We start from the raw sequence: 12115 nt of genomic DNA on the forward strand, positions 1-12115 counted from the left end.
CTCTTCTAAGCGATCGCACACAATTTTTTGCCGATTTACGGAAGTTTTTGCGCGAAACTGGATATATCAAGTAATTGGTCATTAGCAATCAAGTTTTTTGCGTGCTGCGGCTAAGATTAAGCGTTGTTCAGCACGAGCGATCGCTCTATAAGTTCTCTCTACGGCTTCTGGTTCTACGGAAATAGAAGTAATACCAAGTTGCACTAATTGATCAATGATTTCTGGATAAATTGCTGGTGCTTGTCCGCAGATGGAACAAGGTATTCCCTCATTTTTTGCCATCTGGATCAATTGGGCGATGGCCTTGATTACTGCTGGATGACGTTCATTAAAGACTGTTGTTAGTTGTCCTTGTTCTCGATCTACTCCTAGCAATAGTTGTGTCAGGTCATTTGTCCCAATGGAAATTCCTGCTACACCGGCTTTGACATATTCTGGCAGCAAAAACAACACACTTGGCACTTCTGCCATCATCCATAGTTGAAACTGGGGTACTTGGGTTAATCTTGCTTGCTCAACTTTTTGCCGACAAAAAGAAAATTCTTCTACACTGCGAACAAACGGCAACAACAGGTGAATATTACTGTAGCCAGATTGCTGTACAGTAGCTAAGGCTGTCATTTCCAACTCAAAAACCGCCGAATTTTGCACATAACTGAACGTGCCGCGATCGCCTAGGGTCGAATGTGTTACAGAATGTAGTTCATGAGTTGATAATGGTAACTCGTGTGATGGCATCGAGTGCAGAGAAGGAGGCGATCGCCAATCTAAAGAACGATAAAAAACTGGTCGTGGTGCAAAAGCTCGCGCAAACTGCATAATCGCAAAAGACCATTTTTCTAACAGTTCTGCTTTGCGGCCACTTGTGATCCAACTATGGGGATGTTGTCCCTCTAAGATGTTGAGTAACATCATTTCGGAACGCAATAAACCCACTCCATCCACAGGTAAGCTTTGTGCTTGCTCTATTAAACTAGGCTGACTCAGGTTCACGAGTAACTCAGTAGCAATCATAGGTAGGTGAGGGGCTGCGTGACCCTTTCTGGGATTGGGGGATGATGGAGAAATGGGGGAATATGGGGAATTTAGTTCTTCAGTCTCTCCCTCTCCTGCTTTGTCTTTTTTGATACGATAAACTTCTCCCCGATCACCATCCAAAAGCAACCTTTCGCCGTTGTGAATCAGGACTGTAGCATCTGCTGCGTTAACAACTGCCGGAATACCTAATTCCCTAGCCAGAATTGCTGCGTGACTGGTTAATCCTCCCTGGACTGTGATAATACCTACAACTTGATGTAGTAAAGGCAACCAATCAGGGGTGATGGCCGATACTACTAAAATTACGCCTTGGGGTATTTGTTCTGGTTTATTGTGGGAATTGACAATTACATGAGCAGTTGCTGCTATCCGCCCCCCTGATGCCCCTAGTCCTTTGATGAACTGTAAACGAGGAATTGTCGATTGAGGGGCATTGACTTGAGTAAGGTAGAGATTGGGGGTTGGGGCTTCTTCAGAGATAGTCCATTTAATCGTAAAGTTTTGACCTATTTCACTCACAAGTTGAGTTCCCAGAGTGATTACTTGTTGTAAATATTCTTCTGATAAAGCGTACTGTTTTTGTTGGGCTTCCTCAAGGACATAGGCCACTATATCAGTATTATCTGCGGTTACAACTGACTCAGATGAATCCGCTGTGGCGCTAGTATCATCAAAACGATAAGCCAGCATTTTATTGCCTAGATGTCGCTCTAGTACCACTCCAGTTTCATGTTGAATATAATATGCATCGGGTAAGACATCACCTTTGGCGATCGCTAATCCTGACCCCCAAGTTGCTTCGATGGTCCACCCCGAAGAATTAGCATTAAGTAGACCACTAGCGATGGCATTGTGAACTGGTTGCACTAACACAGCTAAATTAATTTGTTGCAAACTAATGCCTGTCCGTCGCCAATATAGGAGACTCCTGGCACGAAACAGCTGACTCCAAGTACGCTTTAAAGCCGAGGCGATCGCGTCTTCATGGCAACGACAAAAAACCGACTCCAGCAATCCAGACGTATTTCCTACTGCCGACGTAGTTGTAGATAATGCCAAAGTGGGTCGCAAAATCACATGACTAGTTTGCCATTCTCTAGCAGCAGCCAAAATTGTCCTCACCCATTCCTGTGGGACATTTGCTGTCATAATTTCCTGACGTAACCGCCCAGCTACTTGCTGAAGTTGTCGCCAATTAGATACATCCAGATGCAAAGAAGAATAGGGCAAGTCTGCAACTAAAGACTCTGGACTGTTGAGAGTTGCTAAAAATTGTCGCAAAACTTCTGCCGAGATGACAAAACCGGGCAGCACCGGGTAGCCACGCTGCGTAATTCTGCTTAAATAAAATGCTTTGTCACCGACTTTGACGCGGTCTTGCAGTTTAATTTGGTTCAGCCAGTAGAGTTTATCCACTCAATTTGTTAGTTGTCTGTTGTCTATTTGTTGCTATGAGTATTCCGCCTTGGTACATTTTCGGTTTTTATCTATAAAATATTTATCAGCCAGAGTTTCTCCTATTTGTATTTGATAAGTACCTGAACAAAATTACTTAACCTTATTGTTTGCAACCTTCGATGTAACCCTTAATAGCCTATGTCCTTCTTGAGTTTATGTGAAATTTAGCAATGTGAGGTAGAATACTATCTAGCATGTAGTTTTTTATAGATCAATGCTCAGATAATCAGTATCAATATATATTCTGAGTTGCTAGTTTTTGCATAGTTTTCGTAAACTATATGATCAAGTAATCATATAAAATGTAGTATTTTTTACCATATTTACAATTGCTAAATACTTACTACCTTGCACCCGATAATTTGCTGAATATCATTTTTAGGTTATCCCTGGCTTTGTTGTTCGGAGCAATTATTGGTATAGAACGCCAAGTTAAGAAAAAACCAGCAGGTTTAAGAACTCATATGCTGGTAAGTCTTGGTTCAGCAATGTTTATCATTATACCTCTGCAACTAACTTTACTCGAACCAAGTGCTGATGCTATCAGCCGTGTTATCCAAGGTGTTGCAACTGGTATAGGTTTTCTGGGTGCTGGAGAAATTGTGAGCCAATCTTCTCAAGCGTCACAGCGCCCGGAAATTCATGGATTAACATCAGCAGCATCTGTATGGGTTTGTGCCGCTTTGGGAGTTGCTGCTGGAGTTGGTTTGTGGCAGCTAGGATTAATTGGTGCTATTCTAACTTTTTTAATCCTGAATGTATTTAAAAAACTAGAGAAACATCCTCCCACCCTATAATCTGTAAGCTCTCCAAGAATCACTTCTGAGAAAGGCGGATTTTGTTTTTAACTAGTAGTGCCTTGACACGACTGCAATGATGTAAAAAATTGTAGGTTGGGTTAAGCGCAACGTAACCCAACGCTGCCAATGATGTTGGGTTTTTTGACGTCAAAATTCCCAAATTACTTACGAAATATTTTAGTTACTTGTCCTCGAATTCTGTATCCAGTTGTAGGCAATATTCTTCATCTGTGCCCAGTTCTCGACGTTCTATAAATTCTATATTTAGAGTAGACATTAGTTCGTTATTCGTCTCAATTTCTGCATGAAATTGTTGATATGATTCCTCCATTTTTGCTTCTAGTTCAAGGTTTTCAGCTTCTGTATAAGCTAGGAAATCTTCAAGGGTTGGTTTGCTTTTATACATAAGTTGTGTGTCGTCAAAAGATGTGCAGGAGGTAGATTTCCCCGGCAATTATTTTGCTTTCTCTAAACGCGGTTGCGGAAATCAATCTTAACCTCTATGACAGAGTAACTGTCAAATCTTTAGATAGCTTGGTAGGTGCGTTAAACCAGTGTAACGCACCCAAATCTTTTGTGGAAACTATATTTTGACCACAGGAGCTTGTTTCAAATTAGCTACCAATTTCACCTTGAATTCATCTTCAAACACCGATTTTTTATAATCTAAGCTCCAAAGTTCCAAGGCACAATCGTCATCAGGTTGAGAGGGGAAAATTAATATTTGCAATTCCTGACTATGAGGAATGTACTCACATTGTATACGGGCGATCGCACCAATTTGTCGCCTATCGAGGGCAACGGCTAATCGCAACAGCGCACTGAGTTGGCTGACTATTTGGCGATGCTGTTTACTCAGCAAGTTACGGTAATTTTCGTGTTTTTTCTTGGGTTGTGATTTGCGGTGGTAACGCGCTAAATTAGCAATGATTTCAATTTCAGTTTCGGTGTAGCCAAGTAATTCACCGTTACGAACTAAATAGTAGGAATGCTTGTGATGAGATGAATGGCTGACATAGTGACCACAGTTGTGTAATATAGCCGCCGCCCACAGCATTTGCCGCTCGTTGTCTCCCCAGTTGTGTAGTGTGCCTTGGGTTTGGTCAAATAAACTCAGGGCAAATATGGCCACGCGATCGCTATGCTCTAAATTGAGATGGTATTTGTCCGCTTGTTTGAGGACACTGCGTTGACGCACTGAACCTTGATAGCGCAGTCGATCTTCTATCAAACCGTGGCATAGCATCCAGTCCACAATTACGCCTTCCCTAAGGGCGCGCTCGCACACTGTCACCGATTCCACACCCAATAAAGTCATAGCTTCCTGTAAGATCACAGCGCCAGCTAATATGACTTCTGATCGCTTCTCTGGCATACCGGGTATGGTAGATATTTCTATATTCTTCATTTTTCGCAAGCGGTTGACCCAATACCGCAAGTCTTTAAGACTAAACTCGTAACCGTTGAGGGTAGAAGGAATATAACCCAATTGTTCGCGGGCGTGGATAGTTGCTAAAGTCTCAATAGTGCCGGAGGTTCCTACCAAACGCGGCGATTCCCCAAACTTGGTGTTTGATAAGACATCTTCAGAGGAACGTTCTAGTGTACCGCGTGTATAGGCTTGCAAGTACTGAAACTCGGCATCGCTGATGGGATCAGTAGAAATTAATTCGCTGGTAAGTCGTACTGCACCAACTTTCGTGCTAGTGAGACTACGGGCTTCTTGACTGTCCCCCAAAATTAATTCTGTGGAACCGCCACCAATATCGATCATAATGTGGGGTTGGTTATTAAATTCCATCCCCGACAGCACACCTAGATAAATGCGCCGTGCTTCTTCTTGACCGGAAATTAAGTCAACGCTTAAACCTAATTCAGCTTCTACTCGATACAAAAAATCTCTCCCATTGGGGGCTTCGCGCACAGCACTAGTAGCTACAGCTACGATAGTTTCTGCATGAGCAGTTTTGGCAACTTCTTGGAAGCGTCTCAGGGCATTAATGGCTTTTTCAATTACTTCTGGTTTCAATTCTCCAGTAGCAAGATCACGATTGCCTAATCTGACAGTTTCTTTTTCTTTGGCAATAATGCTAAACGATGGTAACGTCGGGTCAATCTTCACTACTACCATGTGCAGAGAATTTGTTCCCAAATCAATGGCAGCAATAATCCGGTGTTGCTGAACCGATCGAGTAGTAATACTCTCCCAGTCAGCTGAAACTAAATTCAGCATCTAGTTTTCTCTCAATAAAGGAAGGACAGTAAAAAGGCGTGTATCAGGATACTTGGCACTGGTAGATGTGCAAAAAATAATTTTCAGTCTGACTCTGTGCAAAGGCTACTTGATCTAAGAATATTCACTCTGCTGCTAATAACTCAAGTGACTGACTTAAAAAGACTAAGTGCTGAGTAAGAATACTAGACCCTAGACCCTAACCCCTAGTTCCTTTGGTTGCGTTAGTTGATGACGGCTATTTAGATCTTTGATTCACAGTTGTCACTTGAGTTTGTGATTTTATAAATAGCAAATAACGTTATTCTATAGTTGTAAAGATGTGTGAATTCATCTATCTAAAGTTATTACTTGATTTTTGATTTCTATGTTGACTACCCCAGAACGCAACCAGGAACCAGTGTGGCTTGTGATTATCCGGCTTTTGCGGTGGCATAAACCAGAAGGAAGATTAATTTTAATGATTCCTGCTTTGTGGGCTGTATTTTTGGCAGCCGCTGGCAAACCGCCTTTACTTTTGGTGGGTGTAATTATATTGGGTACTTTGGCCACTAGTGCAGCGGGTTGTGTAGTTAACGATTTGTGGGATCGAGATATTGATCCAGAAGTCGAAAGAACACGCGATCGCCCCCTGGCTTCCCGCGCTTTGTCGATCAAGGTGGGGATTGTTGTGGCGATTATCTCTCTAGCATGTGCAGCCGCCCTCGCTTTTTATCTTAACCCCCTAAGTTTTTGGTTATCTGTAGCAGCTGTGCCAGTAATTTTGCTTTATCCAGGTGCAAAGCGGGTGTTTCCGGTACCGCAACTAGTACTTTCCATTGCTTGGGGTTTTGCTGTGTTGATTAGCTGGAGTGCAGTCACCCAAAATCTTTCTCAACCAACTTGGCTACTATGGGGTGCAACAATACTCTGGACATTGGGATTTGATACTGTTTATGCCATGAGCGATCGCGAAGATGATCGCCGCATTGGGGTTAATTCTAGCGCTTTATTTTTTGGTAATTATGCTCCTGTGGCTATTGGCATTTTTTTTGTAGGCACCATTGTGTTATTAGCTTGGTTAGGTGTTTTGATTCACTTGAAATTTGTCTTCTGGATTAGCTTGACCATTGCTGCTATTGGCTGGATTTGGCAGTCGCTACGCTTAACAAATCAAGACCTCCCCAATCCTGTGTATGGTGAAATTTTCCGGCAAAATGTGTGGATTGGTTTTATCTTGTTAGCTGGGATGATTGCTGGATCTGTTTGATCTGCAAATGGGTATGAGCCAGTATTTTCAACTAGTAGCTCAGGCAATAGATTCCGAAAAAAAAGCGACCTAGCCCACTCAGCTAGATCGTCTTTTTGTATTGAAAAGTCTTTGATCTAATACAGATAATACTTGAAATTTACTACCAAGATTTGATATTTATTTCTCAATTCTTATCTATTTTTTCGATATTTTCACGGATGGTAGGACTAGGGGCTAGAGGCTAGAAATTAATGACTCTAACTTTAACCTCTAAACTTCACCAAAATTTTATAATAACCCCGTATTTTCCCGTAATCCGCAAAGTTTTTATCAATATCTCTGATATTGTCTCCGCAATAGTACGAATTTAGTTTAGTAGTTGGGTAGATGACTAAGAAATTTAGCAGCCCAACTCGATGAAGCGATCGCACCTTGTCAAAGTAGCCATGATAGTTTTACTTTCTCTAGGCAGTCTGGGGATTGTCGGGGGAAGTTTTTTTCTGCGAAAGGCTTTTAGCAGTAGTAGTGAGACTGAAGTAATTACGGATACATCTCGTTATCAAGAAATTCGGCAGCAAATATTGTCTAATAACGACTACGTTAAACACTTTCCTGATGAGCTTCCTTCTGGTACTGAAAATGTCCGTATTGCTTATTCTACAGGAGTTTATCAAGGAAGCAGTTATTTTCAAGTGCGGCTAAAAAAGTCAACAGAAAATATAGAAAAATTACTTTCGCAATATAGACGTCAGGCAAAACATCAGTATCAAGGTGGTAGTACAAATGACCATGCTAATCAACCCAATGGTGTGCCGACAACGTTCTTTTACACTAGTGATGCTGCTGCGGAATCATTTCCAGCTAGCTACAAAATCTTGGTATTAGATGCACAAGACCAAGGTAAACCAGGCTTCAAGTGGCATCGTGGCAACAGTTACGGTGTAGCTATTGATATTTCAGCCTCAGAAATTGTCTATTGGGCAGAAACATGGTAATTCATTGTGATGAATCTGATGAGGAAAACCAGAGTTTTTAGTACCTTTAGCAAGTAAAAATAACGTCATGATAAAATACTTGCTAAATTATGGCACAACTAGGTAAACTCAGATAATCCTGTATTTTGAGTGAGTAAAACATGAAAGTTAGTGCGCGTAATGCTCTCAAAGGTAAAGTAAAGCACGTTACACCTGGAGCCGTTAATGCAGAAGTTGTCATTGAAATTACCCCCGGAGTTGAAGTTACTTCGATTATTACCAAGTCTTCATATGAAAGCATGGGTATAGAAGTAGGGAAAGAAGTGTATGCGATCGTTAAGTCAACTGATGTTTTGATTGGTGTGGACTAAATAAAAGTTTGTAGTGAGGACTTCAGTCCTCATCAGCCTCATCTGGAACAAACAGGACTAAAGTCCTGACTACGATCGCATATTTTTCTACTCCTGCATGAGAAATAGCTTCATTGTGTCTAAACGCACATACCAGGGAAATGGTTTGTCTTTCAAATTTATCCATTTTTCCTTAAATACTTCTGCTTGTAGATGGTAATCATGGGTGTTGGCTGAATTGTGCAATCTCAAATACAGCGTCATGCGGTGGGGGGTTTCCCGCTTCCTAACTAGCCAACAGGGAAAGGTATTCTCAGTGTTGGGGTTATCTGTGAAGCTGAGATGATGGGCGCGAATGCCTATATAAGCTGGAGACTGGGGTATTGGTGCTATCACTTTCAAGGTGCAATCCCAATCTAAAGCGGCTATTTCATGAGGAGATACTACCTTTACAGGGGAAAAGTTCTTGCAACCTGTTAATTGGGCGACAGTGTAAGTATTTGGATGGGCAAAAATATTTTGTTTATCATCGTTAGCGATAACTTGTCCTTGGGAAACCACTAACAATTGTTGACACACTTCATAAGCTTCTTCTAAGTTATGAGTTACAAATAGCGTTACCCCTGAATAGGTGCTGAGGGTTTCAATTAATTGTTCTTGTAATTGATGCCGCAGATATGTATCCAGCGCCGAAAATGGTTCATCTAATAGTAATGCTTCTGGTTGGATTGCTAAAGCCCTGGCTAAAGCTACCCGTTGTTGCTGTCCGCCAGAAAGTTGGTGAGGATAGCGATTTTCTAATCCTTCTAACTGCACTGCTAGTAGTTGCGCCTGTACCTGTTGCTTAATTGCGAATTTCGATAAGCCTTGAGGTAAGCCAAAAGCAATATTTTGCATCACAGTCATGTGAGGAAATAAAGCATAATTTTGCATTAAAAACCCAATGCGGCGATCGCGTGAAGGTAAATTAATTCCTTTTGCAGAATCAAACAACACCCGCCCATTTAAAATAATACGTCCTTTGGAGGGTGTTTCAATACCAGCAATGCAGCGCAAAATCATACTTTTGCCAGCCCCAGATCCTCCTAAAAATCCCAGGGTATTACCGTCGCCGCTAAAACATACTTGCAATCTAAAGCCTGGAAGCTGTTTTGTAATATCGACAAACAATCCTGATGAATCAGTTTGAGGGCAGGTTTGAGATATGGAATATTCCTGCTTTCTCCGCCCTTTAAGGAATGGGAAATGTTGTTGTTTTTGCTTCCCCCGATTTTCTTGCCAAAAATTGACTCCTATAATTCCAGATAAAGAAATACTCATGATGGCGATCGCCCAAAACCAAGCTTCATTCATCGCACCGGCTTCTACAGCAAAATAAATTGCCATCGGGATAGTTTGAGTTTGTCCGGGAATATTACCAGCTAACATTAAAGTAGCTCCAAATTCACCCAATGCCCGCGCAAAAGCTAAACTTGTGGCGGCAACAATTCCGGGAAATGCTAGGGGTAAACTAATGCGCCAAAAGATTGTTGATTCAGTAGCACCAAGGGTTCTGGCTACGCGTAAAAGATTGCCATCAATTTGTTCAAAGGCCCCCAATGCTGTTTTATACATAATGGGAAACGCCACAACTGTCGCCGCGATCGCAGCACCGTACCAGGTAAAAACAATGCTAAAATCCCAAGGTTGCATCAGTTGACCTACAGGGCCATTCTTCCCAAAAAATAGCAGCAATAAAAAGCCGACTACTGTAGGCGGTAAAATCAAAGGAGCAATGAAAATTCCTTCAATGAATGACTTACCTTGACCTCGATATCCCAGCATCCAGTAAGCAGACCAAATACCTAGAAAAAAGGTAATGAGTGTGGCAAGTAAGGAAGTTTTTAGTGATATCCAAAGGGGAGATAAATCCATGTTAATTAATTTGTAATCAACCCTATGGGACGCTACGAGGTGAGCGTATTTATTACCATAAGGGCTTTACGTAATTCGTATTGTGATGAATATGGGATAGCTACAAAAACCCATCTTACAAGAAAATTTTGGATATTTTTTATTTAAAGGTTTCCTAACTCACAATAAAACCATATTTTTTTAGCACAGTTTTGGCTGGATTACTGGATAAAAAATCGACAAATTCCTTGGCAGACGGAATATTTTTACTACTTTTAATTACTGCCATTGGGTAAACAATTGCCGAGTGATATTTTTCATCAGCAGCAACTATAACTTTGACTTTATTAGAAATTTTGGCATCTGTGGCATAAACTAAACCTGCATCGGCGTTGCCACTTTCTACAGATGCTAAAACTTGACGCACATTATTAGCTAAGACTAATTTAGATTGGATTTTATCAAAAATACCTAATTTCCTGAACACTTGATCGGCGTATTGTCCGGCGGGAACACTCCTGGGTTCTCCTACGGCAATTCTCCTGACTTTGGCATCTGTTAAATTGAAAAAGCTCTTAATAGCAGTATTATTATTGGGCACAATTAAAACTAAGCGGTTATTGGCTAAGTTAGTACGAGTACCTGGAACTAAAAGTCCTTTTTCTTCTAGTGCATCTACTTGTCTTCTAGCCGCAGAAATAAAGATATCTGCTGGCGCACCCTGTTCAATCTGTTGTTGTAATGCCCCAGAAGCCCCAAAGTTATATCTGATACTAACGTTTGGTTGACTTTGTTGATAAATGGGCTGAATTTCTTCTAGTGCATCCTTTAAACTAGCCGCCGCAGACACAAGTAAGGTGACATTTGACTGTGCTGTTAGGGGAGTGGGAGTAATTAAAGGTAAGGCGATCGCTAGGAAAAAGCTAGTAACGGCTATGCCAATCAAGGCCAGCATCTGTTTTTTATTCATATTTTTATTTTTGTTGTGTAACTAAAGTTTCTAGAAGGCTTGAGAGCTTCTTGTTTGTATTTACACATGAAAGAAATTTTAATTCTGTAGCAAGAATTACTGACATATTGCCAAAATAAATGCTCTAACTATTCAATTAACACATAAAATTTCGCCTTTTCACAAGAAAGAGGACTAAGTTTTGTCTTCAATCCAACTGAAACACTCTTGATAGAGGTTGTTACCGATATATTGACTTGACGCAAAAATACTTGCTTCTTAGGCGGTATGAGATTTGTCTTTGTGAAATACGCGAAATGCAGAGATATTTAAGATGATTCCTAAAAAGATTTTCAGGATTGATGCGGGAATAATACCGACAAGCATTCCCCCGATAATGGCTCCAATAATTGAACCAACACCCATCGGTGCAACGGTATTTTTCAAGATGGTGCGATTGCTAAAAGCGCCTCTACTACCATATTTAATCACCCCTACTAGTACTGTGGGGAAGCTAATCAATAAAGTAGCTGTCCCAGCTGTTCTGATGTCTACACCAAAGGCGAAAACTAAGGTAGGGATAATCACCTCACCGCCTGCAACCCCCAGTAAACTGCTGACTAATCCAATTGCTAACCCGAACATAATACCTGCGGGAATACGCCAACCCAAGGATGCAGGTAGCAGGGCTGGTATTTCTTGAGGTAAAAATCCTTCAATAATTAAGGCAATACCAATAATTACCAATAACCAAAAAATAATTTTCTCTAGCTGTTCGTTGGAAAGCTTTCCTGCCATTGTCGCCCCGAAAAAGGCGGTAATTACTGCACCAGCAATTAATGAAAGGATGACAGGTAGCAAGAGAAATACTAAATCGAAAGAAAGCAGACTACCCCGAATTGCCAAAGACGCAGCAATTGAAATCAAGCTAACTGCAAGATTTACAGGTACGGCTTGCTGTGCTGAATATCCCAATACACTGGCTAGGACTGGTAGACGAAACTCCGCGCCGCCCAGTCCAATTAGCCCTCCTAATATCCCTATGGGTACAGAGTAAAGAAAGGATAATTGAAAACGCCGTACTTGTACAGAGGAATTATTCTCTTTCATTGCTGTTGTGCTATTGCGGAAAAGCTACTTGTCTGTATTTACACATAAAGTGAGTTTTAATTCTGTAGCAAGTTTGGCT

The 12115-nt window shown here is 41.2% G+C and carries 10 protein-coding genes; 4 read left to right on the forward strand and 6 right to left on the reverse strand.

Annotation, left to right across the window (positions count from 1 at the left end; genetic code table 11):
- Window positions 1–81: 81 nt before the first annotated feature.
- Window positions 82–2454 (reverse strand): putative PEP-binding protein, encoded by a 2373-nt coding sequence (locus ACM0OT_RS09820; protein ID WP_414564182.1) that lies wholly within the window; start codon window positions 2452–2454, stop codon window positions 82–84.
- A 371-nt stretch (window positions 2455–2825) separates the two neighbouring features.
- Between ACM0OT_RS09820 and ACM0OT_RS09825 the strand changes: the two genes are divergently transcribed.
- Window positions 2826–3293: an MgtC/SapB family protein gene (locus ACM0OT_RS09825; RefSeq protein WP_414564183.1), complete on the forward strand. Its 468-nt coding sequence runs from the start codon at window positions 2826–2828 to the stop codon at window positions 3291–3293.
- Between the two features lie 184 nt (window positions 3294–3477).
- On the opposite strand, the gene ACM0OT_RS09830 is transcribed toward ACM0OT_RS09825, so the two are convergent.
- Complete coding sequence (locus ACM0OT_RS09830; RefSeq protein ID WP_414564184.1) at window positions 3478–3627, reverse strand: hypothetical protein; 150 nt, start codon at window positions 3625–3627, stop codon at window positions 3478–3480.
- Between the two features lie 252 nt (window positions 3628–3879).
- The gene (locus ACM0OT_RS09835) at window positions 3880–5529 is read right to left on the reverse strand and encodes a Ppx/GppA phosphatase family protein (protein ID WP_414564185.1); all 1650 of its coding nucleotides are present in this window, start codon (window positions 5527–5529) and stop codon (window positions 3880–3882) included.
- Window positions 5530–5896: 367 nt separating this feature from the next.
- On the opposite strand from ACM0OT_RS09835, the gene ACM0OT_RS09840 reads away from it, so the two are divergent.
- From ACM0OT_RS09840 to ACM0OT_RS09850, 3 genes are all read left to right on the forward strand, one after another.
- Entirely contained in the window at window positions 5897–6778 is an 882-nt protein-coding gene (locus tag ACM0OT_RS09840) for a 4-hydroxybenzoate solanesyltransferase (protein WP_414564186.1), read from the forward strand.
- A 398-nt stretch (window positions 6779–7176) separates the two neighbouring features.
- Entirely contained in the window at window positions 7177–7755 is a 579-nt protein-coding gene (locus tag ACM0OT_RS09845; RefSeq protein WP_414564187.1) for a hypothetical protein, read from the forward strand.
- 140 nt (window positions 7756–7895) lie between these two features.
- Window positions 7896–8105 carry a TOBE domain-containing protein gene (locus ACM0OT_RS09850; protein WP_414564188.1) on the forward strand — a complete coding sequence of 70 codons (210 nt, stop codon included), beginning with the start codon at window positions 7896–7898 and terminating at the stop codon, window positions 8103–8105.
- Window positions 8106–8192: 87 nt separating this feature from the next.
- Here ACM0OT_RS09850 and modB read toward each other — a convergent pair whose 3' ends face one another.
- From modB to ACM0OT_RS09865, 3 genes are all read right to left on the reverse strand, one after another.
- On the reverse strand, window positions 8193–9998 hold the full coding sequence (modB, locus tag ACM0OT_RS09855) for a molybdate ABC transporter permease subunit (protein WP_414564189.1): 1806 nt from the start codon (window positions 9996–9998) through the stop codon (window positions 8193–8195).
- A 154-nt stretch (window positions 9999–10152) separates the two neighbouring features.
- A complete protein-coding gene (gene modA, locus ACM0OT_RS09860; RefSeq protein ID WP_414564190.1) occupies window positions 10153–10947 on the reverse strand; it encodes a molybdate ABC transporter substrate-binding protein in 795 nt (264 codons plus the stop codon).
- A gap of 258 nt (window positions 10948–11205) precedes the next feature.
- Window positions 11206–12036, reverse strand: a complete 831-nt coding sequence (locus ACM0OT_RS09865; RefSeq protein ID WP_414564191.1) for a sulfite exporter TauE/SafE family protein — start codon at window positions 12034–12036, stop codon at window positions 11206–11208.
- Window positions 12037–12115: the final 79 nt, after the last annotated feature.

Origin of the sequence: Anabaena sp. CCY 9613 (assembly GCF_963920895.1) — a bacterium.
In the GTDB taxonomy this organism is placed as follows: domain Bacteria; phylum Cyanobacteriota; class Cyanobacteriia; order Cyanobacteriales; family Nostocaceae; genus Cyanocohniella.

Excerpts from the sequence above, each read along its gene's own strand:
- ACM0OT_RS09830 (WP_414564184.1), bottom strand. The coding sequence starts at position 3,627 with ATGGAGGAATCATATCAACAATTTCATGCAGAAATTGAGACGAATAAC.
- ACM0OT_RS09835 (WP_414564185.1), bottom strand. The coding sequence starts at position 5,529 with ATGCTGAATTTAGTTTCAGCTGACTGGGAGAGTATTACTACTCGATCG.
- ACM0OT_RS09840 (WP_414564186.1), top strand. The coding sequence starts at position 5,897 with ATGTTGACTACCCCAGAACGCAACCAGGAACCAGTGTGGCTTGTGATT.
- ACM0OT_RS09845 (WP_414564187.1), top strand. The coding sequence starts at position 7,177 with ATGAAGCGATCGCACCTTGTCAAAGTAGCCATGATAGTTTTACTTTCT.
- ACM0OT_RS09850 (WP_414564188.1), top strand. The coding sequence starts at position 7,896 with ATGAAAGTTAGTGCGCGTAATGCTCTCAAAGGTAAAGTAAAGCACGTT.
- modB (WP_414564189.1), bottom strand. The coding sequence starts at position 9,998 with ATGGATTTATCTCCCCTTTGGATATCACTAAAAACTTCCTTACTTGCC.
- modA (WP_414564190.1), bottom strand. The coding sequence starts at position 10,947 with ATGAATAAAAAACAGATGCTGGCCTTGATTGGCATAGCCGTTACTAGC.
- ACM0OT_RS09865 (WP_414564191.1), bottom strand. The coding sequence starts at position 12,036 with ATGAAAGAGAATAATTCCTCTGTACAAGTACGGCGTTTTCAATTATCC.